16 protein-coding genes are annotated in these 23,124 nt (G+C 72.0%); 9 read left to right on the forward strand and 7 right to left on the reverse strand.

The window, feature by feature from the left end; translation table 11 throughout:
- The first annotated feature begins 78 nt into the window (after positions 1 to 78).
- Complete coding sequence (locus R9Z33_RS03935) at positions 79 to 6,186, forward strand: hypothetical protein (protein WP_318649999.1); 6,108 nt, start codon at positions 79 to 81, stop codon at positions 6,184 to 6,186.
- 3 nt (positions 6,187 to 6,189) lie between these two features.
- Here the strand turns inward: R9Z33_RS03935 and R9Z33_RS03940 are convergent, their stop codons facing one another.
- Together R9Z33_RS03940 and R9Z33_RS03945 are read right to left on the reverse strand one after the other, a co-directional pair.
- Positions 6,190 to 7,542: a sensor histidine kinase gene (locus R9Z33_RS03940; protein WP_318650000.1), complete on the reverse strand. Its 1,353-nt coding sequence runs from the start codon at positions 7,540 to 7,542 to the stop codon at positions 6,190 to 6,192.
- A complete protein-coding gene (locus R9Z33_RS03945; RefSeq protein WP_318650001.1) occupies positions 7,539 to 8,195 on the reverse strand; it encodes a response regulator transcription factor in 657 nt (218 codons plus the stop codon). Before R9Z33_RS03945 ends, R9Z33_RS03940 begins: the two co-directional genes overlap by 4 nt.
- Before the next feature lie 135 nt (positions 8,196 to 8,330).
- Here R9Z33_RS03945 and R9Z33_RS03950 point away from each other — a divergent pair, with 135 nt between their 5' ends.
- From R9Z33_RS03950 to R9Z33_RS03965, 4 genes are read left to right on the forward strand one after another with little or no spacing between them, the layout of a single operon-like run.
- The gene (locus R9Z33_RS03950; RefSeq protein ID WP_318650002.1) at positions 8,331 to 9,032 is read left to right on the forward strand and encodes a GntR family transcriptional regulator; all 702 of its coding nucleotides are present in this window, start codon (positions 8,331 to 8,333) and stop codon (positions 9,030 to 9,032) included.
- A complete protein-coding gene (locus tag R9Z33_RS03955) occupies positions 9,029 to 10,129 on the forward strand; it encodes an Ldh family oxidoreductase (RefSeq protein ID WP_318650003.1) in 1,101 nt (366 codons plus the stop codon). Before R9Z33_RS03950 ends, R9Z33_RS03955 begins: the two co-directional genes overlap by 4 nt.
- Positions 10,130 to 10,151: 22 nt before the next feature.
- A complete protein-coding gene (locus R9Z33_RS03960) occupies positions 10,152 to 11,114 on the forward strand; it encodes a tripartite tricarboxylate transporter substrate binding protein (RefSeq protein ID WP_318650004.1) in 963 nt (320 codons plus the stop codon).
- A gap of 6 nt (positions 11,115 to 11,120) precedes the next feature.
- Positions 11,121 to 12,032, forward strand: a complete 912-nt coding sequence (locus R9Z33_RS03965; RefSeq protein ID WP_318650005.1) for an NAD(P)-dependent oxidoreductase — start codon at positions 11,121 to 11,123, stop codon at positions 12,030 to 12,032.
- A gap of 11 nt (positions 12,033 to 12,043) precedes the next feature.
- On the opposite strand, the gene mqo is transcribed toward R9Z33_RS03965, so the two are convergent.
- The 5 genes from mqo to R9Z33_RS03990 form a co-directional block, all read right to left on the reverse strand.
- Complete coding sequence (gene mqo / locus R9Z33_RS03970) at positions 12,044 to 13,534, reverse strand: malate dehydrogenase (quinone) (protein ID WP_318650006.1); 1,491 nt, start codon at positions 13,532 to 13,534, stop codon at positions 12,044 to 12,046.
- Positions 13,534 to 13,932, reverse strand: a complete 399-nt coding sequence (locus R9Z33_RS03975; protein WP_318650007.1) for a cupin domain-containing protein — start codon at positions 13,930 to 13,932, stop codon at positions 13,534 to 13,536. The genes mqo and R9Z33_RS03975 overlap by 1 nt, the downstream gene beginning before the upstream one ends.
- Positions 13,929 to 15,179 (reverse strand): threonine/serine exporter family protein, encoded by a 1,251-nt coding sequence (locus tag R9Z33_RS03980; protein WP_318650008.1) that lies wholly within the window; start codon positions 15,177 to 15,179, stop codon positions 13,929 to 13,931. Before R9Z33_RS03980 ends, R9Z33_RS03975 begins: the two co-directional genes overlap by 4 nt.
- A complete protein-coding gene (gene fumC / locus R9Z33_RS03985; RefSeq protein ID WP_318650009.1) occupies positions 15,179 to 16,630 on the reverse strand; it encodes a class II fumarate hydratase in 1,452 nt (483 codons plus the stop codon). Before fumC ends, R9Z33_RS03980 begins: the two co-directional genes overlap by 1 nt.
- Positions 16,631 to 16,725: 95 nt before the next feature.
- Positions 16,726 to 17,052: a c-type cytochrome gene (locus tag R9Z33_RS03990; protein WP_318650010.1), complete on the reverse strand. Its 327-nt coding sequence runs from the start codon at positions 17,050 to 17,052 to the stop codon at positions 16,726 to 16,728.
- A gap of 152 nt (positions 17,053 to 17,204) precedes the next feature.
- On the opposite strand from R9Z33_RS03990, the gene R9Z33_RS03995 reads away from it, so the two are divergent.
- The 4 genes from R9Z33_RS03995 to R9Z33_RS04010 all read left to right on the forward strand — a co-directional run bounded on the left by R9Z33_RS03995 (position 17,205) and on the right by R9Z33_RS04010 (position 23,107).
- A complete protein-coding gene (locus R9Z33_RS03995; RefSeq protein ID WP_318650011.1) occupies positions 17,205 to 18,164 on the forward strand; it encodes a DUF808 domain-containing protein in 960 nt (319 codons plus the stop codon).
- Positions 18,165 to 18,315: 151 nt separating this feature from the next.
- On the forward strand, positions 18,316 to 19,845 hold the full coding sequence (locus R9Z33_RS04000; protein ID WP_318650012.1) for an ABC transporter transmembrane domain-containing protein: 1,530 nt from the start codon (positions 18,316 to 18,318) through the stop codon (positions 19,843 to 19,845).
- Positions 19,842 to 21,812 (forward strand): ATP-binding cassette domain-containing protein, encoded by a 1,971-nt coding sequence (locus tag R9Z33_RS04005; RefSeq protein WP_318650013.1) that lies wholly within the window; start codon positions 19,842 to 19,844, stop codon positions 21,810 to 21,812. The genes R9Z33_RS04000 and R9Z33_RS04005 overlap by 4 nt, the downstream gene beginning before the upstream one ends.
- Positions 21,809 to 23,107: an HlyD family type I secretion periplasmic adaptor subunit gene (locus R9Z33_RS04010; RefSeq protein ID WP_318650014.1), complete on the forward strand. Its 1,299-nt coding sequence runs from the start codon at positions 21,809 to 21,811 to the stop codon at positions 23,105 to 23,107. The genes R9Z33_RS04005 and R9Z33_RS04010 overlap by 4 nt, the downstream gene beginning before the upstream one ends.
- Positions 23,108 to 23,124 lie beyond the last annotated feature (17 nt).

Consider the following 23,124-nt stretch of genomic DNA (forward strand, 5'->3'; position numbering starts at 1 on the left):
CTCCTACCGATCCCTTGACCCGGCCGCGAGCCGGATCGCCGCGGCTGCCTTCGTCCGGGCGGCGTCAAGGATCCTGTCATGCCCATCCCCGCCACCAAGCTGTTCCTGACCACCGCGCTCACCGCGGGTGGCGCCTACCAGCTGCTGCCCGAATCCCCCACCGACTTCGCGCCCGCCCTCGCCACCCCCCCGGGCAGCGTCTGGATCTCGGGCATCGCGGACCTCAACGGCGACGGCCTGGCAGAGATCATCACCGGCGCGGCCGGCAGCGACGACAAGGCGGCCGATGCGGGCCGCGTCTATGTCACCTTCGGGCAGTCCATCGGCGGCACCAGCACCACCATCGGCGATTCCGTGCAGGAGATCATCATCGATGGCCTGAACGCGGGCGACCTCGCGGGCACGGCCGTGGGCAGCATCACGGACCTCAACGGTGACGGGCGCGCCGAGATCCTGGTGGGCGCGCCGGGGCAGGACATCTCGACGCGGCTCGACGCTGGCGCGGGGTTCGTGCTCTGGGGCGACGCGACCGCCGGCGGCATCGACCTGGGCGACCCGACGGGCGGGGCTGGCAATGGCGTGGGCTACATCATCCGCGGCGAGGTGGCGGGCGATGCGGCCGGCTCCGCCATGCTGTCCATCGGCGACCTGAACGGCGATGGCCGGGCCGAGGTGCTGATCGGCGCGCCCGGCAATGACGCGGGCGGCACGGATGCGGGCGCAGCCTATGTGGTCTTCGGCAAGGCCAGCGACGGCGCGGTCAACCTCACCAGCGTCACCGCGGGCACGGGCGGCTTCCGCATCAAGGGTGCCGGCAAGAAGGATCGCGCGGGCGAGGCGCTGGGCGTGCTTGGCGACCAGAATGGCGACGGCAAGGCGGAGATCCTGGTCGGCGCGCCCGGCAGCGAGGCGGGCGGCACGGATGCGGGCGCGGTCTATGTCGTCTTCGGCAAGTCCACCGGCACGCAGGTGGCCCTCGGCAGTCTTGGCGCCGGCGGCTACCGCATCACGGGCCAGGTCGGCGAGGGCGCGGGCAGCAGCGTGACCGGCCTGGGCGACGTGAACGGCGATGGCCGGGCCGACCTGCTGGTGGGCACCACCTCGGGCACGCAGGCCTATGTGGTCTTCGGCCAGGCGGGCACGTCGGAGATCCTGCTCTCGGACGTGGCGGCCGGCACGGGCGGCTACATGATCACGCCGGAATGGCCGGACGACCTGGCCGGCATGACCGTCACCGGCGGGCGCGACCTGAACCGCGACGGCGTGATGGACCTGGTCATCGGCACCCCGCATGAGAGCGAGGGCGGCGTGGATGCGGGCGCCGTCTATGTGGTCTGGGGCGGTGGCCGGACGGCGGTGGATCTCTCTCTCGTCGCGCAGGGGATCGGCGGCGCCAAGGTCGTGGGCGAGGCCGGCAGCCTGCTGGGCAGCGCGGTGGCACTGGCAGGCGATGTGGACGCGGATGGCACCTCGGACCTGCTGCTGGGCGCGCCCGGCACGGAGACCGTCTCGGTGCTCTACGCCCCGCCGACCTGGCAGCCTGACGCGAACATCTACGGCACGAACGCGGCGGATGTGATTGGCGCCGGCTATGGCGGGCTGCATGTCGTGGACAATCTGGACAACGAGATCCACGGCCTGGCCGGCGATGATTCCATCACGGCGGGCGAGGGCGCCGATACGCTGGATGGCGGCAGCGGCGCCGACACACTGGTGGGTGGCCTGGGCGACGATGCCTATGTCGTGGATGACGCGGGCGACCTCGTCACCGAAGTCGCGGGGGAGGGGCAGGACCGGGTCGAGGCCTGGGTGGATCATGCACTGGGCGAGGCGGTCGAGGCGCTGACGCTGCGGGGCGGCGCGCATTCCGGCTTCGGCAACGCGCAGGCCAACACGCTGGCCGCGACCCAGGGCAATAACGCGCTGCGCGGCGGCGGTGGCGCGGATACGCTGCTCGGCGCCCTCGGCCAAGACACGCTGGATGGCGAGTCCGGCGATGACAGCATGGCCGGCGGCGCGGGCAACGACCTCTACCTCGTGGACAGCCTGGGCGACGTGGTGAGCGAGGCGGTCGGCGCGGGCAGCGACACCATCCGTGCCGTGCTCGACTGGACGCTGGGCGCCAATGTCGAGGGGCTGGCGCTGGAGGGCGCTGCGGTGCGGGGCGAGGGCAATGGCCTGGCCAACCGCATCGTCGCCAACGCCGTCTCCAGCACGCTGCTGGGCCTTGGCGGCAATGACACACTGCTCGGCGCCGCGGGCGATGACAGCCTGGATGGCGGCACGGGCGCCGACAGCATGGCGGGCGGCGCGGGCAATGACAGCTATCTGGTGGACCAGGCCGGCGACATCGTCACCGAGGCCGCGGCCGGCGGCTTTGACACGGTGCGTGCCAGCGTGGACCACACGCTCGCGGCGCAGGTGGAGGCGTTGGTGCTGACCGGTGCGGCGCGCCAGGGTACCGGCAATGCGCTCGCCAACCACATCACCGGCAATGCGCTGGGCGATACGCTCTCGGGCGCGGGCGGCCACGACACGCTGCTGGGCGGCATCGGTGCCGACAGCCTGGATGGCGGCACCGGCGATGACAGCATGGCCGGCGGCGCGGGCGATGACACCTACAGCGTGGACAGCGTGCTGGACCTGGTGGTGGAGGCCGCGGGCGCGGGCACCGACACGGTGCGGGCCACCGGCGACTACGTGCTGGGTGCCGAGGTTGAGAACCTCGTCCTGCTGATGGCCGGGCGCACCGGCACGGGCAATGCGGGCGCCAATAGGCTCGTGGCGGCGGCCGGCGGCGATACGCTCCTGGGTGATGCCGGCCATGACACGCTGCTGGGCGATGCCGGTCAGGATCGCCTGGATGGCGGCATCGGCGCCGACAGCATGGCCGGCGGCGCGGGCAATGACGCCTATGTGGTGGATGATGCGGGCGATGTGGTGACCGAACTCGCCGCGGGCGGCACCGACACCGTCTTCGCCACGGTGGACCACACGCTCGGGGCCGATGTCGAGGCGCTGGTGCTCACCGCCGCCGGCCATAGCGGGACGGGCAATGCGCTGGACAATGCGCTGACCGGCACCGCCGGCAGCGACACGCTGCTGGGCGAGGGCGGCGCCGACACGCTGGACGGCGCGGGCGGCGGCGACCGCATGGTGGGCGGCGCGGGCGACGACACCTACCATATTCGCAACGCGGGCGACGTCGTGGTCGAGGAGGTGGCGGGCGGCTTCGACACCGTCATCGTCTCCAGCGACTGGACGCTCTCCGGGAATATCGAGGCGGTGCAGCTCATCGGCACCGGCCATGCGCTGACCGGCAATGCCGGCGCCAATTCCCTGAGTGGCAATTCCGGCAGCGACACGCTGGATGGCGGCGGCGGCGACGACACGCTGCTGGCCGGCGACGGGGATGACGTGCTGGTCGTGCGCGCGGGCCGCGCCACGCTGGATGGCGGCAGCGGCGATGACCGCTACGTCGTGCATGGCGGCCAGGCCCATATCGAGGATTTCCTCGGCGAGGACACGATCGACGCGAGCGAGGCGATTGAGGATTGCGTGATCGACCTCTCGGGCGACACCACCTCCTCGGTCGAGGGGGATTCACTGGATTTCGGCCCGGGCGGCAGCACCTCGGCGCCGCTGGACGTGCAGTTCCTCCAGGACCTTACGGGGTCCTTCGCCGACGACATCGTGATGGTGCGCGGCCTGGTGCCGCAGATCGTGACTGCGTTGCAGGCGGTGCAGCCGAATGCGGAATTCGGCGTCTCCACCTTCCGCGACAAGCCGATCGGCGGCTTCGGCGGGGCGGGCGACTGGGTCTATCAGCAGCAGCTGGCCCTCTCGGTGGATACGGCGGCGCTGACCGGCGCCTACACCGCGATGGTCGCGAACAATGGCGCGGACGGGCCGGAGGCGCAGATCGAGGCGCTGATGCAGCTCGCCCTGCACAGCACGGAGGTGGGGTATCGCGCCAATTCCGCGCGCTTCGTCATCCTCTTCACCGATGCGCCCTTCCACAGCGCGGGCGATGGGGCGGCGGCGGGCATCCCTCTCGCGAACAATGGCGATGCGGTGATGGACGGCACGCCCGCCGGCACGGGCGAGGACTACCCCCTCGTCGCGCAGGTGCGGCTGGCGCTGGAGGCGGCGAACATCATCCCGATCTTCGCGGTGGCCGGCGGCAATGACGCGGCCTACCAGACGCTCGTCACGCAGCTCGGCCGTGGCGCCGAGGTGACGCTTACGGCCAACAGCTCCAACGTCGTCGCCGCGATCACGGGCGGTCTCACCGTCGCCACCACGACGCGGGTGGAGAATGCCTGGGGCGGCGCGGGGAACGATCGGCTGACCGGCGGCGTGGGGCGCAACACGCTCCTCGGCAATGGCGGCGATGACAGCCTGGACGGCGGCAGCGGCGGCGACCGCATGGAGGGTGGCGCGGGCAGCGACAGCTACGCGGTGGATGATGCGGATGACAGCGTGCTCGAACTCGCCGGCGGCGGCGCGGATGTCATCCGCTCCAGCGTGGACCTGACGCTGGCGGCCGAGGTGGAAGACCTGGTGCTGCTCGGTACGGCGCGGCGCGGCACCGGCAATGCGCTCGCCAACCACCTCACCGCCAATGACCTGGGCGACACGCTGGCTGGTGAGGCGGGCAATGACTCGCTCCATGGCGGCGCGGGCGCCGATGCGCTGGATGGCGGCACGGGCCAGGACCGCCTGGAGGGCCGGGGCGGCGACGACAGCTACCTCGTGGACAATGCGCGGGATGCGGTGGTGGAGCTGGCCGGCGGCGGCGTGGACACGGTGCGCGCCATGGTGACCGTCACGCTGGCGGCGAATGTGGAGAACCTCGTCCTCCTCGCGCCGGCGCGGACGGGTACGGGCAATGGCCTCGCCAACCTGATCACCGGCAATGACCTCGGCAACACGCTGAATGGCGGCCTGGGCGACGACACGCTGGTGGGCGGCCGCGGCGCGGATGCGCTGAGCGGCGGCGCCGGGGCGGACCGCATGGAAGGCGGCGCTGGCAACGACGTCTACAGCGTGGATGATGCGGGCGATGTCGTCGTCGAGGCCGCGCTGGGCGGCACCGACATGGTGAAGGCCAGCATCGGCTGGACGCTGGGCGCCGATCTCGAGAACCTGACCCTGCTCGGCACCGCCGGCCTCACCGGCACCGGCAATGCGCGGGCCAATGCGATCACCGGCAATGCGGGCGCGAACCTGCTGGCCGGGCTGGACGGCAACGACACGCTGGATGGCGGGCTCGGCGCCGACACGATGGAGGGCGGCGCCGGCCAGGACAGCTACCTCGTGGACCAGCTCGGCGATGTCGTCACTGAGCTGGCGGGCGGCGGCGTGGACCTCATCACGGCCAGCCTCGACTGGACCCTGGGCGACGAGGTGGAGCAGCTGCTGCTCTCCGGCGCGGCCGACCTGACCGGCACCGGCAATGCGCTGTCCAATACGCTGACGGGCAATGCGGGCGCCAACCACCTGCTGGGCCTGGGCGGCCATGACACGCTCTCCGGCGGGGCGGGCAGCGACACGATGGAGGGCGGGCTGGGCAATGACGTCTATGGCGTCGGAACCCTGGGGGATGTGGTCATCGAGGCGGCGAATGGCGGCACCGACACGGTGAAGGCCTCGGTCTCCTACACGCTCACCGCCCATGTGGAGCGGCTGTCGCTGAACGGCAGCGCCGCGCTCGACGGCACGGGCAACGAGCTGGCGAATCTGCTCACTGGCAATGGCGGGGCCAATCGCCTCGCGGGCCTCGACGGCAAGGACACGATCAATGCCGGGAGCGGCGATGACGTGCTGTTGGGCGGCATGGGCGCCGACCTGCTGGCGGGTGGACTGGGCGCCGACGCCTTCCACTTCGGCAGCGCGCTGGAGGGCGGGGACCGCATCACGGACTTCGTGTCGGGCACCGACGTGCTGGCCTTCTCCGCCACGGGCTTCGGTGGCGGGCTGCTCGACGGCATGGATGCGGCGGCCGCCGGGCTGCTCGTGCTGGGCGCCGCGGCGACCGAGGCGCATGGCCAGTTCCTCTATGCCACGGCGAGCGGCGCGCTTTCCTGGGATGCGGACGGGACCGGCGCGGGCGCCGCCCAGCTGGTGGCGACCCTGACCAACCACGCCCTGCTCACCGCGGCGGACCTGCACATCTTCGGCTGAGCGTCAGGGCGCGGGCGGGAATTCCAGCACCGTCTCGAAGCCTGATTCCGCGCCGGGAGGCGGGGCGTGCAGCAGGAGCGCGCCGCCCGCCTGGCGCATGATGCGATCCACGATGGCGAGCCCGAGGCCGGTGCCCGCCACGTGCTGGTTGTGACGCTGGAAGGGCCGCTTCAGCTGCTCCAGCGCGGCGGGTGGGATGGGCGGCGCGGCGTTGCGCAGGCTCAGGCGCCGCCCGGGACCGAGCGTGAAGCGCACGGGCATGTCCGGCTCGCCGTGGCGGAGCGCGTTCTCCAGCAGGTTGCGCAGCGCGATGCCGAGCGCGTCCAGGTCGCCCCGCACCGGAAACGCGGCGATGCCGTTGGTCTCCACGGTGATGCGGCCCGGCCCGGCCTCGGCGGCGAACTCATCCACCAGAAGGCGCAGCAGGGGCAGCAGGTCCACCACTTCCATGCTCGCCGCAACGCCCGCCTCGGCGCGGGCCAGCTGCAGCAGGCGCTCGGCCAGCCGGCCCATGCGGCGCAGCTCGGCCGCGATGGCCAGGGCGCGCTCGCCCATCGGCGTCGCCTCGCCGAGATGCGCGGCCAGAAGCTGCGTCTGCACCAGCGCGGCCGCGATGGGCGTGCGCAGCTCATGCGCGCTGTTGCGGGCGAAGCTGCGCTCGCTCTCCAGCGCCTTGGCGAGGCGGCTGAGGAGCTGGTTCATGTCGGTCACCAGCAGCGCCAGCTCCTCCGGCAGGCGGGACGCGGGCAGGGGGGAGAGATTGCCGCCGCCGCGCGCCGCGACCTCCCGCTGCAGCTGGGTGACGGGCGCGAGGCCGCCGCGCACGTTGTGGCGGATCAGCCAGACGACGACGGGCAGCAGCCCCGCGAGGGGCAGCAGCAGCAGCAGGATCGCGCCCCAAACCGCTTCCTGGCGGTGCCCCGCGGGTTCGGCGATCTGGATGGCGAAGCGCCCATCCACCGAGAGCTCGGTATAGACGCGCCGGCCCGCGCCATCCCAGGCGAAGCCCGGCGTGACGGGCAACAGATAGGCCGCGCTGGGCGCCTGGTGGGAGCGCAGGCGCACGACGCCCGCCACGCTGAGCACCTGGTAGGTCACGTATTCGTCATGCGGCACGGCGGGCAGCGTGTCCGGCACTTCGGCGCTGGCCGGCCCTTCGAGCACGGCGGCATGGGTGCGCAGGATGTCGGGCAGCATGTGCTGCGCGGTCTCCTGCAGCACGCTGTCGAACACCTCGTTCAGCTCGTAGCGCACCATCAGGCTGGCCAGCGCCGCCCCCAGCACCCAGCACAGCGTCAGGCCGATGGTCAGCGAGCGCGTCAGGCGCCCCGCGAGCGTCCAGCCCGGCCTCGTCACGGCCGCAGCCGGTAGCCGATGCCGCGCAAGGTCTCGATCGCGTCATGGCCCAGCTTGCGGCGGATACGGCCGACATAGACCTCCACCGCATTGCTTTCGAAATCGCCCCCGAGATCGCGCAGCGCCTCCTCGATCGAGGCGCGGGTGACGGCATGGCCGGGCCGGCGTGCCAGCAGGGCCAGCACGGCCATCTCCCGCCCCGTCATCTGCACCGGCTGGCCCGCGACCACCGCGTGGCCCTCGGCCAGGTCAAGGCTGACCGCGCCGGCATGGCAGGTCGTGCGCGGCGGGCCGAGCGTCCGCCGCGCCACCGAGGCGATGCGCGCACCGAGCTCGGCCAGGTCGAAGGGCTTGACCAGGTAGTCGTCGGCGCCGGTGTTCAGCCCGGCGATGCGATCGCGCACCTGGTCGCGCGCCGTCAGGATGATGGCCGGCCGCTGGTCCCCGTGGCGCCGCAGCGCACCGAGGAAATCGAGGCCCGAGCCGTCCGGCAGGCTCAGGTCGAGCAGCAGGAGCTCGGGGAGGAAGCCGTGCAGCTCGTCCTCGGCCTGCGCGATGCGCGTGGCCCATGCGACCTGATGGCCGGAAAGGCGGAGATATTCGGCGACACCCCGTCCCAGGCCGGGATCATCCTCGAGCAGAAGAATGCGCATGCCTCCCCGGCTCCCCGTTGCTGGTCGTGCATCGAAGCCGGGATCGGCGATGCAGGGCAAGGGTGGGGCACCCACCCGCTGCCTCCATCGGGCCCATATGTTGACATCAAGCACTCGATTGCCGACAATCTGACGATGATCGCCAGCACTGCGCTTCCCGTAATGGAGGAGGCCGTCGAGGAGTCGCCGCGCCGTCGCGGCGTCTCCGAGATCGCCTTGACCCTGGAGGACACGATCCTCCGCGGCGAATGGCGCCCGGGTGATCGGCTCAACGAACTCGCCCTCTCGCGCCGCCTGGGCATTTCCCGCGCCGCGCTGCGCGAGGCCGTCCGGCTGCTCGAGCAGATGGGGCTCGTCGCCGTCGTCCCGAACCGGGGCGTCATCGTGCGCGAGGTCTCGGTGAAGGACGCGCTTGACCTCTATGACCTCCGTGCCGCGCTGTTCCGCATGGCTGCGCAGCTGGCCGCGCGTCGCTGCACGGCCTCGGCCCTCGCCGCGCTGCGCGCGCTGAATGCGGCAATGCGCGAGGACGCGGCGGCCGAGCGCTTCGCCGACTACTATGCCCGGAACCTCGACTTCCATGCCGCGCTGATCGCCGCGGCAGGCAATGCGCCGCTGGCGCAGGCCTATGCGAATGCGACGAAGAGCCTGCACCTCTTCCGCCGGCGCGCTCTGCTGAATCCGGTCCAGCTCGATCTCTCCCTCGCCGAGCATGAGGCGATCCTCGCCGCCATCGCCGTGCACGACGCCGCGGCCGCCGGCGAGGCGGCGGAGGCGCATATCCTGGTCGGCCGCGATCGCATGCTCGACACACTCGACCGCGGCATCCAGCCGTGACCGCGCCGGTCCTGCAGGTCGAGGCCGCGCGGATCCGCGCGCAGATCCTGGCCGTCCTCCGGGCCTGGGGGATGGATGGTGCCCTCGCCGAGGTCACGGCCGAGGCCATGGTCGAGACCGACCTGATGGGCGTGGACAGCCACGGCATCTCGATGCTGACCATGTATGACGCCCAGCGCCGCGCCGGCCAGCTCGACCTGCGCGCGCAGCCGCGCCTGGTGCGCGACCTGCCCTCGCTCGCGCTGATGGATGGCGGCGCCAATCTCGGTCATCCGGTGGCGGCGGCGGCGATGATGCTGGCGGCCGACAAGGCGCTGGCCGCCGGCATCGGCGCGGTCGGCGTCTTCAACTCGCATCACTTCGGCGCGGCGGGCCACTATGCGCGGCTCGCCGCGGCGCGCGGCGTCGTCGCGCTCATCACCTCCTCCGCACGGACGGTCTTGATGGTGCCGGCGCGCGGCGCGCTGCCGATGCTCGGCAGCAATCCGATCGCCTTCGCCGCCCCGCTGCGGGGCGCGCCGCCCGTCGTGCTCGACATCGCCACCACCACCGTCGCGGCGAACAAGGTCAAGGTCTACGAGCTCAACGGGAAGGCGATCCCGCAGGGCTGGGTGGTGGATGCGGCCGGGCGGGCGGTCACCGATTCCGCCGCCGCCATGGCGCAGATCTTCCGTGCGCCGGGCGGCGGCATCACGCCGCTGGGCGGCGCGGAGCAGACCGGCGGCCACAAGGGCTACGGCCTCGGCCTCATGGTGCAGATCCTGTCGGCGACGCTCACCGGCGCAGCCTTCTCGCCGCTGCGCAACCGCAGCCAGAAGGCGGACGAGCCCGACAATATCGGGCACTTCTTCCTCGCGCTCGATCCCTCGGCGCTGCGCCCCGAGGGCGGCTACGAGGAAGAGATCGCGGCGCTGGTCGATATGCTGCGCGCCACCCCGCCCGCCGATCCCGCGCTGCCCGTGCTGGTGCCGGGCGATCCGGAAATGCGCGAGCGCGAACGCCGCCAGCGCGAGGGCGTGCCCATCCCCGCCGCGCTCGACCGGCAGATCCGCGAGATCTGCGAAGGCTGTGGCGCGCCCTATCTGCTGCACCCATGACGAACCGGGAGGAGACACAGGAATGACCAGGATGCATCGCCGCGGCCTGCTGGGCGGAGTTGCGGCCGCGCTGGCCGCGCCGGGATTGGCGCGCGCGCAGACTGGCTGGCAGCCGACGCGCCCGCTGCAGCTCATCGTCGGCTTCGCGCCGGGCGGGGGCAGCGACATCATCGCCCGCACGATCGCGGAAGCCGCTGCACCCTTGATGCCGCAGCCCATGGTGGTGGTGAACCGCCCCGGCGCCGGTGGCGTGATCGCCGCGGAATTCGTCGCCCGCGCGGCGCCCGATGGCCACACGCTGCTGCTGGCCGGTGGCAGCGAGAGCACCTCCGTCCCGGCGCATCGCGAGGTGCCCTACGACCCCAAGCGCTCCTTCCGCGCCGTCATTCGCCTGACGCGGCACCCGCACTTCATCTGCGTGCGCAATGACAGCCGCTTCGCCAACATGACGCAGGTGATCCAGCAGGCGCGGGCCGAGCCCGGGCGCATCACGCATGGCTCCGCCGGCGTCGGCACGCTCTCGCATTCGCTGTTCATGCTGCTCGAGCGCCGCGCGGATGTGGAGTTCCTGCATGTGCCCTATACCGGCGGCGGGCCCGTCGCGCAGGCACTGATCGCCGGGCAGATCGACCTCGGCGTCATGGCCTCGGACGAGTTCGGCACGCTGAACGCCGCGGGCCTCTTCCGGCCGATCGCCGTGGCCTCGGGCGAGCGCGCGCTCTCGCAGCCCAATGTGCCCACGCTGAAGGAGCTGGGCTGGGACGTGCAGGCGGACAACCAGAAAGGCTGGGTCGGCCCGGCCGGCCTGACGGACGAGATGAGCACCTACCTGCATGACCGCTTCCGCCAGGCCATGCAGGCGCCCGTGTGGCAGCGCTTCCGCGAGCGCCTGGGCGAGGGCGACGGCTATGCCGACGGGCCGGGCTTCCAGCGCGACATGGACACGCTGCTGGACAATGTCCGTGCAGCGCTGCGGCGGAGCTGACGCGGCATGCCAGCTCCGATCCAGCCGCCCGCGCGCGTCGCTTTCCTCGGCCTCGGCGTGATGGGGGCGGCCATGGCCGCGAACATCGCCCGCGCCGGCTTCGCGCTCACCGTCCACAGCCGCAGCCGCGCCAAGGCGGCGGCGCTCGAGGCGGCCGGCGCCGGCTGGGCCGCCAGCCCCGCCGATGCGGCGCGCGAGGCCGCCTGCGTCGCGCTCTGCCTGCCTGATACGCCGGATGTGGAGGCGGTTCTGTTCGGCGCGGGTGGCGTGGCGGAAGGCGTGCGGCCGGGCACGGTGGTGATCGATTTCAGCAGCATCGCCGCCGCGCCGACCGCCGCCTTCGCCGCGCGGCTCGCGACGGAGCGCGGGGCCTTCCTGCTCGACAGCCCGGTGAGCGGTGGCCCCGGCGGGGCGCGCGACGGCACGCTGACCTGCATGGTGGGCGGCGATGCGGCGGCCTTCGCGGCGGCCGGGGGCGTGTTCCAGGCGGTGGGGCGCACCGTGACGCATCTGGGCCCGCCCGGGGCGGGGCAGGTCTGCAAGTCGGCCAACCAGCTCATCATCGCCGCCACGGTGCAGGCGGCGGCCGAGGCGCTGGCGCTGGGCCGCAAGGCCGGCCTGGACCCGGAGGCGATGCGCCAGGCGCTGCTCGGCGGCTCCGCACGCTCCTTCGTGCTGGAGAACCACGCCAAGCGCATCAATGACGGCGTGACGAAGGCCGGCTTCCGCGCGGAGCTGATGCGCAAGGACATGCGCCTCGCGCAGCAGGCCGCGCGTGACCATGGCGTCTTCGCGCCGGCCACCGGCCTCGCCGCGCAGATGATGGAGGCGCTGGTGAACAGCGGCCGCGGCGAGATGGATGCGTCCTCGCTCGGCGCGTTGGTGGCGGAACTCTCGGGTCTCGTGCCGAGCGGCTGAGGCCCGGCGGGTCAGACGAAGTCGAGCTGCAGCACCTTGGCCGTACTGGCGCGGCTGGTCCGGCATGCATCGGCATCGAGCTTCAGGTCGATGCCATAGGTCGGGATCATGGCCTTCAGCCGTTCGTGCCAGGCGCCGCCGGCGGCGATCTGGCCGGCGAAGCAGCGCTGCAGGACCTCCATCGCGATGAAGGCCGCTGTGGATGCGCCGGGCGAGGCGCCGAGCAGCGCCAGCAGTGACTTGTCGGCGCTGACGACCAGCTCCGTGCCGAATTCGAGCGTGCCGGTATGGGCCGGGTCCCGCTTGATGACCTGCACGCGCTGGCCGGCCACCGCCGTCCGCCATTCGTCGCGCATGGCGCGCGGATAGAAATCCTGCAGCGCGGCGAACTGATGGCCTGACGTCTGCAGCACCTGACCGATGAGGTATTCGCTCAACCGCCAGTCATCCCGCGCCACGGCCAGCATTGGCAGCACATTGCCCGGCTCGATCGTCTCGATCAGGTCGAGGTAGGAGCCGTGCTTCAGGAACTTGCTGGAGAAGCCCGCATAGGGCCCGAACAGCAGGGACCGCTTGCCGCCGATGATCCGCGTGTCGAGATGCGGCACCGACATGGGCGGCGAGCCTTCCGCCGCCTTGCCATAGACCTTGGCGTGGTGCCGCGCGCTGACGGCATCATCGTCGCAGCGCAGCCAGATGCCGCTGACCGGAAAGCCACCATAGCCGCGCGCCTCCGGGATCGCCGACTTCTGCAGCAGGCGCAGCGCGCCGCCGCCGGCGCCGATGAAGACGAAGCGTGCCTGCATGACCTCCTCCGCGTGGCCGGCGAGATCCTTCACCGTGACCGACCAGCGCCCATCGGCGCCGCGCGCAAGCCCTGTCACCTCATGCCGGTAGTGCACCGCGAAGCCTGTCTGCGCCGCGAGCTGCGCGACGAGGAGATGGGTGAGCGAGCCATAGTCCACATCGGCGCCGGTGATGATGCGCGTGGCCGCCACGGCCTGCTGCGGGTCCCGCCCCTCCATGGTTAGCGGCGCCCAGGCGGCGATCTGCGCGTGGTCATCGCTGTATTCCATGCCGTGATAGCAGTGGTGGGCGGACATCTCCTCGAAGCGCTTGCGGAGGAAGGCGACGTTCTCCGCGCCCCAGACGAAGCTCATATGCGGGCAGGGATGCAGGAAGGCGCGCGGATCGGGGATCGCGCCCTTGGTTACCAGATGGGCCCAGAGCTGGCGGGAGATGTCGAACTCCGTGTTCACCTCGAGGGCCTTCGAGATGTCCACGCTGCCATCGGCGCGTTGCGGCGTGTAGTTCAGCTCGCAATTGGCGGCATGCCCGGTGCCGGCATTGTTCCAGGCATCCGAGCTTTCCTGCGCGCAATCGGCCAGCGTCTCGAACATCACGACGTTGAGCGACGGCTCCAGCTCCTTCAGGACGGTGCCGAGCGTCGCGCTCATGATGCCGGCGCCGATCAGCACCACATCGGCTGTCATGGTGGCCATTACGCATGCTCCTTCGCAGCGGGCTTGAACCGGAGTTCCGCGCCCGGCTCATAGACCACATAGGCGCGGCGCCAGGGTTCGCTGCCGATCAGGCGCCATGTATGCCCGCTGCCGGTATCGTCCTGGGCGAGCAGGATGTCGCCCGGGTTGATGCGGAAGGTGGCCCCCGACTTCACCTCGAATTCCAGCGTGCCGGACAGGGTGATGACGAAGCGCGGCACCGGATCCTTGTGCCACTCGTAGGAGCCGCCGCTGCTGGTCTCCTGGAAGGAAAGCTCCCTCACCTTCACCGGTTGGCCGACCGCATCGCCGCGCATGCCCTCCGTCATGTCGATCGTGCCTTCTTCGAACAGCGAATTGCCGTCCTCGCCGGTCCAGATGCGAACGCACCGAATCATGGGGCACCTCGTGGGGCTGGTGATGGAAGGGGGGCGGCGAGCGCCAGGGACAGGCCGATGCCGATGCCCAGCGTGACGAGCATGGCGGTGACGGCGAGGCCGGCGGTCTCGCCGAGCAGGGTGGCGGGCGACGCCGCGCCGGCCTGCATGATCGCAAGCCCGCCGATGCCCGCCTGGAAGGCATAGAAGCCCGGGATCATCGCGACCACGCCGGGGAAGGCGAAGGTCACGGCGGGTGCCTGGGCGTGCTGCCCCACCAGCCGCGCGAGCAGCGTGGCCAGGAAGGCGCCCGCCAAGGAGGCCAGCGGCAGGTCGAGCCCGAGCCCGACCAGCGCGGTCCGCGCCCCGTGCCCGGCCAGGGCGCAGAGGCAGCAGGCCCAGGCGAGGCGCGGCGGCACGTTGAACAGCAGCGCATAGCCGGCACCCGCCAGGGCCGAGAACAGCAGGTCCTGCGCCAGCGGCAGCGGCGGGAAATGCGCGCCGACCGGCAACGCATCGCCGGCGATGGCCGCGGCAAGGAACAGCCCGAAGGCGATGGCGAGGACCGTCACCGTCCCGAACAGCAGCCGCGCGATCCCATTGCCGATGTGGTTGCCGATGGTGTCGCGCACGCCGTTGATGAGCGGCACGCCCGGCACCAGGATCATGCCCGCGGCGACGAGGCACAGCGTGGGCGATTCGTCGGGGAATGCCAGCATCGTCAGGGCGCCCGTGGCGCCGCCGCCGAAGGCCGCGAGCCCTGCCCCCGCGATCGGATTGACGCCGCGCTGCGCCAGCGCCAGGCGCAGCCCCTGCGTGACCATGCCGACCAGCAGCGAGACGGCAACGACGATCCAGCTGCCGCCGAAGAGCCGCGCCAGCGCCGCGGCGGTGACGCCCACGCCCACCACGACGAGCCAGGCCGGATAACGGCGCGGCGCATGCTCGACGGCGTCGAGCTGGCGTTCGATCTCGGCGAGGCCCGCCCCGCCGGCGCGGATGCGCTCGATGGCCACCAGCGCGTCCATGTTGACGGCGAAGCCCGCGACCTGCCGCCCGATCTTGGTGCGGAAGCCGTCGGCATCCTCGACCGTCAGCAGCAGGCCCTCGGCATGGACCAGCAGGTGTGCCTGGAAGCCGAAGCGGCGCGTGAAGCCCAGCACCGCATCCTGCACATGCGCCGTGTCGGCGCCGTTGAGCAGCATGAGCCGGCCCAGGCGCAGCGCGAGATGGGCCACGTCATGGATGGGCGGGGCAGCGCCCGCCATCAGGCACCGGCAAGGCCGCTGCCGACCATGTCGATGGGCCGGACCGTCTTGTCGAACAGCGCCTCATCCACCTTGCCGGAGGCGAGCGCCGCCTGCTTCAGCGTGAGGTTCCTCGCGATCGCATCCTCGGCGATATGCGCGGCGTTCTGGTAGCCGATGACGGGCGAGAGCGCGGTCACAAGCATCACGCTGCCATCCACGTATTGCTGGATCTTCTCGCGGTTCAGCTCGGTGCCCTCCACCGAGTATTCGCGGAACTTGCCGCAGCCATCCGCGAGGATGCGCGCCGAGTGCAGGAAGTTGTCGATGATGACGGGGCGCATCGCGTTCAGCTCGAAATTGCCCTGGCTGCCGGCGAAGGCGACAGCGGTGTCATTGCCCATCACCTGGATGCAGATCATGACCATCGCCTCGCACTGCGTCGGGTTCACCTTGCCCGGCATGATGGAGGAGCCGGGCTCGTTGCTCGGCAGCACCAGTTCGGCCAACCCGCAGCGCGGGCCGGAGGCGAGCCAGCGCATGTCATTGGCGATCTTCATCAGGGCGACGGCCAGGTTCCGCAGCGCGCCATGCGCCCGCACCATCGCGTCGAGCGAGCCCTGGGCGGCGAATTTGTTGGGCGCAGTGACGAAGGGCTTGCCGGTCAGGCGCGCGATCTCTGCGGCGACATCCTGCGAGAAACCCTTGGGCGCGTTCAGCCCCGTGCCGACCGCCGTCCCGCCGACCGCGAGCTGATAGAGGCCGGCGCGGCTGGCCTCGACCTGGGCGATGGCGTCGCGGAGCTGCCCCGCCCAGCCATGCCATTCCTGCCCGACCGTCAGCGGCACGGCATCCTCCAGATGCGTACGGCCGATCTTCACCACATCCATCCAGCCATCGGCCTTGCGCTCGATGGTCTCGACGAGCTTCGTGAGCTGCGGCACCAGCATGCCGTCGATCGCGTCCACGGCGGCGATATGCATCGCCGTGGGGAAGGTGTCGTTGGAGGACTGGCCCATGTTGACGTCGTCATTGGGCCCGACCGGCTTCTGGCTGCCGAGCTCGCCGCCGAGCAGCTGGATGGCGCGGTTCGAGAGCACCTCATTGACGTTCATGTTGCTCTGCGTGCCTGAACCGGTCTGCCAGACGAAGAGCGGGAAATGGTCGTCCAGCTCGCCGCGGATCGCTTCATCCGCCGCGCGGAGGATAGCCGCCATCTTCCAGTCCGGCAGCCGCCCGGCGGCGTGGTTCACCAGCGCGCAGGCCTTCTTCACGACGCCGTAGGCGCGATAGACCGCCTTGGGCATGCGGTCGTCACCGATCGAGAAGTGCTGGAGCGAGCGCTGGGTCTGCGCGCCCCAGTAGCGGTCGGCCGGGACTTCCACCTGACCCATGCTGTCGAATTCCGTCCGCGAGCCCGATGCGGTCAGGCCGATGGGAACGTCCTTCAAGGCAGGGGTCTCGGTCGGCATCGCTCATCCCTCTTCTTGTCGCGTTCGACGCTAGCAAGGGACGAAATGTGAAACAATGCAATCTGCCTGGGCGCGGCCCGCCGCCCGCGGCCGGATCAGCGTTCCAGCCGCCTCAGATAGGCGATGAAGTCGGAGATCTGCGTGCGGGTCATCCGGAATTCCGGCATGGCGGAATGGCCGGTGACAATCCCCTCGGCCAGCGCCTCGGACAGCTGCGAGACGGGGTAGCGCCGGTGCAGTTCGCGAAAGGGCGGCGCCGCTGCGAGCGGGCTTGCGCCGGAACGGTCGATGGCGTGGCAGTCGGCGCAATTCGCCGCGGCGATCGCCCGGCCGCGCTGGGCTGGCGTGGTCTGCGCCGGCTGGGCCTGTGCGGCGCCGGCGCCCCACAGGAGCAGCAGCGCGGGAAGGGCGCGGAGAAGCATGGGGAACCTCGAACCTTGCATGTTCGGAACGAGGCTATCGTGGCGCTGCTGCACGCGCCAGACGTGGATGCGTGGCCGATGCTCCGGCCCTGCCGTAACCTTTGCCCTCCGCGCGGGTTACCCGGTTTCTTCACAACCCGGGAGGTCGTTCCGTGAGCACAGGGCTCATCGCGCTGCTGGACGACATCGCGGGCCTGGCGAAGGTCGCGGCCGCCTCGCTGGACGACGTGGCGGCGCAGGCGACGAAGGCCGGCGCCAAGGCGGCCGGCGTGGTGATCGACGACGCCGCCGTGACGCCGCGCTACGTGGTCGGCTTCGCGGCGGCGCGGGAATTGCCGATCGTGCGTCGCATCGCCATCGGTTCGCTGAAGAACAAGCTCCTCTTTCTGCTGCCGGGGGCGCTTGCGCTGAGCCTGCTCGCCCCCTGGGCCATCACGCCGCTGCTGATGCTGGGCGGCGCCTACCTCTGCATCGAGGGGGCCGGCAAGGTTCTGGAGGCGATCTTCCCGCACGCGGCGGAAGCGACGCTGGTCACTGCCGCGCCGCCCGACGCCCAGGCCTTCGAGGATGCGCGGGTCCGCAGCGCGATCGGCACCGATTTCATCCTCTCGGCGGAGATCATGGCGATCACCCTGGCGACGGTTCCGCAAGCTTCCTTCGTCGCGCAGGCGGCAGTGCTGGCGACGGTCGGCATCGGCATCACCATCCTGGTCTATGGCGCCGTGGCGCTGATCGTGAAGGCGGATGACGCGGGCGTCGCCCTGGCCCGGATGCGCGTGGGTCTCTTGCGCGCGATCGGGCGTGGCCTGGTCCTGGGGATGCCACCCTTCCTGAAGCTGCTCGGCCTGGTCGGCACGGCCGCCATGGTCTGGGTGGGCGGCGGCATCATCATCCACGGGCTGGAGGAGTTCGGCCTGCACGGCCCGGCCCGCATCGTCCAGGCCGCCGCGGCCTGGGCAGCGGCCGCCATGCCCATGGCCGGCGGTGTCGCGGGCTGGCTCGCCACCGCCCTCGTCTCCGCGATGGTGGGCCTCGTGGTGGGCGTGGCGCTGGTCCTCGTCCTGCATCGCGGCCTGGTGCCGCTCTATCGCGCGCTCACCGCGCGGGGATGACCTCGGCCATCCGGCCGGTGATGGATAGGGGCCCGCGGCACGGCATCGGGGCCGCCGCGCAGGCCAGATGCGGTCTGGCGTTCATAATTTACAATGCTCGAACATTCGTGCGAGCCTTCTTCGCATCAGGGATGGGAAGAGGTTGAGCGACATGAAATTCTGGCCCCTGGCGGCCGGTCTGTTCGTTCTGAGCGCCGCCTCCAACCTGCTCGGCCTGATCCTCCCCCTCGCGCTGCTGCAGGTCTATGACCGCATCCTGCCGAGTGCCGAATATGGCACCGCCATCAGCCTGTTCGGGGCCGTGGCGCTGGCCATCCTGATGGAGGGCGTGCTGCGCCTGGCGCGCACCCGCGCCGCGGCGCGCGCCGCCATCCTGAGCGAAACGCGCGAGAGCCTGGCCGTCGCGCGCGGCATTCTGGGCGCGCCGCTGGGCCGCCTCGCGGCGACCGAGCCCGGCGCCCGCCGCGGCGTCTTCGACGCCCTCTCCCGCGCGCATGACGCTGCGGGCGTGAGCATCCGCATCGCCTGGTTCGACCTGCCCTTCGCCGCCGTCTTCCTGCTGCTGGTTTGGTTCATCGGCGGCGCGCTCGTCCTGATCCCGCTGGCGATCCTGCTGCTGGGCGCGACGCTCGGCCTCTTGCTCGCCCGCCGCCAGCGCGGCGCCTCGGTCGCGCGCGCCCGGGCGGAGGACGAGGCCCGGACGCAGATGGGCGACGTGCTCGCGGGCCTCGCCGACCTCAAGGGATTCGGCCTCGCCGGGCGGCTGATGGGCGAGGTGGAGGGCAAGCTGCGCCAGCAGGCACGCGCGACCGAGCGGATCGAACGCGCCTCCAGCCTGCTGACCGACCTGCTGCAGGCGGCCTCGGTCGCCGCGACGCTGGCGATCACGCTGGCGGGCGCGCTGCTGGTGGTCGAGGGCGACATGACCACGGGCGGGCTCGCCGCCTGCTCCCTGCTGGGCGGGCGCGCCGTCGCCTCCGGGCTCGGCGTCTTCACCGCGCTGTCCCGGCGCGGGCTGGCCGATGCGGCGGCGCGGCAGGTGGAGGGCCTTGCGGAGGCGCTCGGCGCACCTGCTCCCGCCCTGCCTCGCCCCGCCGGGCCGGGCGTCGCCCTGCGGATCGAGGGCGTGGCCGGCGCCGCGGCGCGGCTCGAGGCGGGGCAGATCCTGCGCGTCGTGGGCCTGGCGGAGGCGGCGGGCGCGCTGCTGCGCACTGTCCTTGCCGATGATCCGTCCGCCCAGGGCCGGATCGAGCGGGCCGGCCCGGCCATCCTGGTCCCGGCTGAGCCGGTGCTGTTCCGCGGCACGATCCTGGACAACCTCACTGGCTGGGATCCCGCCCGCGCCGAACGGGCGCTCGGGCTGTCGCGCTCGCTCGGGCTCTCGGCGCTGGTGGACGCGCTGCCGGAGGGCATGCGGACGCCAGTCGGCGGCATGCTGCGGCCGGAACTGAGCGCCGGGATGGTCAAGCGCATCGCGCTGGTGCGCGCGCTGGCCGCCGATCCGACGCTGCTCCTGCTGGAATATCCGGAGCAGGATCTCGACGCCGAGGGGCGGCAGCGCCTCGCCGCCCTGCTGGGCGGAGCGCGTCCGGCGATCCTACTGGCGACGGATGATCCCGCCCTGGCGGCGCTCGCCGCGGGCGAGATCGTCCCGGGCCTGTCGCGGGCGCTGGCGGCATGAGCGCGACGGTTCCCGCGCTGGAAGGGCCCTTCGGCGCCACGCTGCTGCCGCTGCTGCGTGCCCTGGGCAACCAGCGTGGCGAGGCGGTGGTGATCTCGGGCATCTTCGAGACCGGGCGGCCGCTCGACATGGACGCCCTGGCCGCGACCCTGGAACGGCTCGGCCATGACGTCAGCCAGGGCGAGCGCGCCCGCGCGCGCTGGCGCGAGCCGCTGGATGGTGGCCTGGTCGCGGTTACCGGGAGCGGGGAGGTCCGCGCGCTGATCAAGCGCGCCGGCCAGATCTTCGCAGTGCCCGGCCTGGAGCCGCTGGCGCCGGAGGCGGCGGCCGCGATCGCCGCCTCGTCCCGCCTCCTGCATGTGCGGGCGATGTATGACCTGCCGCTGACCGAGTTCGACGAGGATGTGCGCCATGTGGTCGCCGGTGGCTATGCCATCAGCCTCGCGGCCAATCTCGTCGCGCTCTGCGTGCCCTTCCTGATCATGGTCGTCTATGACCGCGTGATCGGCGGCGCGGCGCCCGAGATCCTGCCCGGCCTCGCCACCGGCGGCGCGCTGGTGCTGATCGCGCTGCTGCTGCTGCGCGTGGCGCGGGGGCGGCTGCTGGCCGCCGCGCATGCCCGCTTCGGCGATGCGCTGCAGGCCCGCGTCGCGCGGCGCCTCGCGCGCGCGCCGCTCGCCGTGGCGGGGCGCTTCCAGCCGCATGGGGCGCTGGCCCGCCTCGCCGAGGCCTGGCGGCCGGTGGACCCGCTCTCCCATGCGCTCAGCACGGCGGTGTTCGACGCGCCCTTCGTGCTGCTGGGATTGCTCGCCGTCGCGCTGATCGGCGGCTGGATCGTGCTGGTGCCGCTGCTCTACCTGCCCCTGCTGGCCGGCCTTGCCCTGCTGCTGGCGCGGCGGACGCGCCTCGGCCTGCAGGTGGCGGGCGAGGTCGCGACGGAGCGCGAGGCCATGCTGGCCGAACTGGCCGACAAGGCCGTGGCGCTGCGCGAGGCCGGCCTGGCCGAGGGCTGGCTCGCCCGCTTCGGCGCGGTGCAGCGGCGCATGGCGGGCGTCGCCATGCAGGCCGCCACGCGCGCCGCCTTCACCCAGGCGCTGGGCCATGTCTTCGGCTCCGGGCTGGCGCTGGCCACGCTGGCCTTGGGCGTCGCCCTGGTGCTGGAGGGCGCGATGACGGCTGGCGGGCTGATCGCCTCCATGCTGCTCATCTGGCGCATCAACGCGCCGGTGCAGGCGCTGTTCTTCTCCCTCGCGCGGCTGCGGCAGGTGCCGGCGCAGCGCGCCCGGCTCGAGGCCGTGCTGAAGCTGCCGACCGAGGCCGACCAGCCGGCCCGCCTGCACCATGCGGGCACGACGCCGGTGGAGCTGCGCTTCGACCGCGTGAGCTACACCCATCCGGGGGCGGGCAGCCCCGCCCTGCTCGGCCTTACGCTGCGCATCGCGCCGGGCGAGGTCGTCGCGGTGACGGGGCCGACCGGTTCGGGCAAGTCCACGCTGCTGCAACTCGCCGCGGGGCTGATGGCGCCGCAGTCCGGCGCGGTGCTGCTGGGCGGTGAGAACCTCGCGCATGTGGATCCGGATGAGTTGCGCCTGCGCGCCATCGCCCATGTCCCGCGCGCGCCGCACGCCTTCCGCCTCGGCGCGGAGGACAACCTCCGGCTCGCCGCGCCCTGGCGGCGGGAGGTGACGGTGGCGGTGGCGGGGGGCGATCTTGGCCTCGCGCGGGCGCGCCTGAAGGATGCCTGGATGACGCTGGTGGACACGCCGTTGCGCGGCGCGGAGGACCCTGGCCGACCGGCCTTCGAAGCCTTTCTCGCCGCCGAGCGCGGCCGTCGCACGGTGATCTTCGCCACCGCCGACCCCGCGCTGGCCGCGCTGGCCGACCGCGTGGTCGTGCTGGATCGCGGCCAGGCGGTCTATGCCGGCCCGCCACGGCCGGCGCTCGCCCTCGGAGCTTCAGACGCATGACGCCGCCCGCCCCCTCCGAAGAGCCCTTCCTTGATGACGGCGCGATCCGCCGGCTGCTGAACGCGGCGGCCGCGCTGATCGTTGCGATCGTCGCGGCCGCACTGCTCTGGTCCGTCGTGACCCCGGTGGACGAGATCGCGAAGGCGCCCGGCGCGGTCGTTCCCTCGGGCAATGTGCAGGTGGTGGATGCGCGCGATGGCGGCCTGGTGCGCGAGGTCTTCGCGCGCGAAGGCACGTTGATCCGCCAGGGTGAGCCGATCCTGCGCTTCGACCGCGTGCGCGCCGAGGCGGAGCTGGCCACCACCCAGGCCAACCGCGCGGCGATGGAGATCGCGATCGAGCGGCTGACCGCCTTCATCGAGGAGCGCGATCCCGACTTCGCGCGCTTCGCAACCGAGTACCCCAACCTCGTCGCGCGCGAAGAGGCGGCGCTGGCCGCGCAGCGGAGGCTGCTGGAGGCTGACCTGCTGACCCTGCGGCAGCAGGTCGTCGGCCGGCGCGCGCAGCTGGAGGCCGTGGATGCGCAGCTCCCGGCCTTTGAGCAGGAGGTCGAGGCGCTGCAATCCTCGCGCAACATCCTGGGTGGGCTGGCGGCGCAGGGTCTTGCCTCGCAATTGCGGCTGGCGGACCTGATCGAGCAGCAGGCGCGCACCAGCCGCGCCTTCGCCGAGGCGCGCGGGCAGCGGCTCGTCCTGATCGGGCAGCTGGGCGAGCTCGATGTGGCGCAGGAGGCGCGGCGCCAGCGCGGCCATGCGGAGGCCGCCGAGCGCCGGGTCGAGGCCGGGGTGCGTTTCCGCAGCCTGACGGAGGAAGCCGCGACCCTGCGCGACCGGCTGGAGACGGCCCTGGTCGTGGCCCCCGTCTCGGGCCTCGTGCAGGCGCTGCCGGCACCGCGCGCGGGCATGGTCGTGCCGCCGGGCGGCACCATCGCCGAGATCGTTCCGAGCGACGAGGGGCTGATGTTCGAGGCGCGGCTCTCGCCCCGCGATGTGGGCTTCGTGCAGCCCGGCCAGCGCGCGCGGGTGAAGATCGACGCCTTCGACTTCAGCCGCTTCGGCGCGCTGACCGGCACGGTGGAGTCGGTCTCGGCGACGACGGTGAACGACACGCGGACCGCGCCCTACTACCGGCTGCGGATCCGCTTGGACCACAGCCGCTTCCGCGGCGATGACGCGCTGGCCCTGCAGGCGGGCATGACGGGCGAGGCCGATGTGACGACCGGCGCGAAGACGGTGTTCCAGTATCTGTGGAAGCCCGTCTTCACCGTGCTGGACCTGGCCTTCACAGAACGCTGAGCGGGGAGGGGCGCGAC

It is taken from the genome of Sediminicoccus rosea, assembly GCF_033547095.1.
GTDB lineage: Bacteria > Pseudomonadota > Alphaproteobacteria > Acetobacterales > Acetobacteraceae > Roseococcus > Roseococcus rosea.

What these genes read in the sequence shown, in the direction of transcription:
- R9Z33_RS03960 (WP_318650004.1), top strand. Translation starts at nt 10,152, where the DNA reads ATGACCAGGATGCATCGCCGCGGCCTGCTGGGCGGAGTTGCGGCCGCG.
- R9Z33_RS03980 (WP_318650008.1), bottom strand. Translation starts at nt 15,179, where the DNA reads ATGGCGGGCGCTGCCCCGCCCATCCATGACGTGGCCCATCTCGCGCTG.
- R9Z33_RS04005 (WP_318650013.1), top strand. Translation starts at nt 19,842, where the DNA reads ATGAGCGCGACGGTTCCCGCGCTGGAAGGGCCCTTCGGCGCCACGCTG.
- fumC (WP_318650009.1), bottom strand. Translation starts at nt 16,630, where the DNA reads ATGCCGACCGAGACCCCTGCCTTGAAGGACGTTCCCATCGGCCTGACC.
- R9Z33_RS03965 (WP_318650005.1), top strand. Translation starts at nt 11,121, where the DNA reads ATGCCAGCTCCGATCCAGCCGCCCGCGCGCGTCGCTTTCCTCGGCCTC.
- R9Z33_RS03945 (WP_318650001.1), bottom strand. Translation starts at nt 8,195, where the DNA reads ATGCGCATTCTTCTGCTCGAGGATGATCCCGGCCTGGGACGGGGTGTC.
- R9Z33_RS03975 (WP_318650007.1), bottom strand. Translation starts at nt 13,932, where the DNA reads ATGATTCGGTGCGTTCGCATCTGGACCGGCGAGGACGGCAATTCGCTG.
- R9Z33_RS04010 (WP_318650014.1), top strand. Translation starts at nt 21,809, where the DNA reads ATGACGCCGCCCGCCCCCTCCGAAGAGCCCTTCCTTGATGACGGCGCG.
- R9Z33_RS04000 (WP_318650012.1), top strand. Translation starts at nt 18,316, where the DNA reads ATGAAATTCTGGCCCCTGGCGGCCGGTCTGTTCGTTCTGAGCGCCGCC.
- R9Z33_RS03990 (WP_318650010.1), bottom strand. Translation starts at nt 17,052, where the DNA reads ATGCTTCTCCGCGCCCTTCCCGCGCTGCTGCTCCTGTGGGGCGCCGGC.
- mqo (WP_318650006.1), bottom strand. Translation starts at nt 13,534, where the DNA reads ATGGCCACCATGACAGCCGATGTGGTGCTGATCGGCGCCGGCATCATG.
- R9Z33_RS03935 (WP_318649999.1), top strand. Translation starts at nt 79, where the DNA reads ATGCCCATCCCCGCCACCAAGCTGTTCCTGACCACCGCGCTCACCGCG.
- R9Z33_RS03950 (WP_318650002.1), top strand. Translation starts at nt 8,331, where the DNA reads ATGATCGCCAGCACTGCGCTTCCCGTAATGGAGGAGGCCGTCGAGGAG.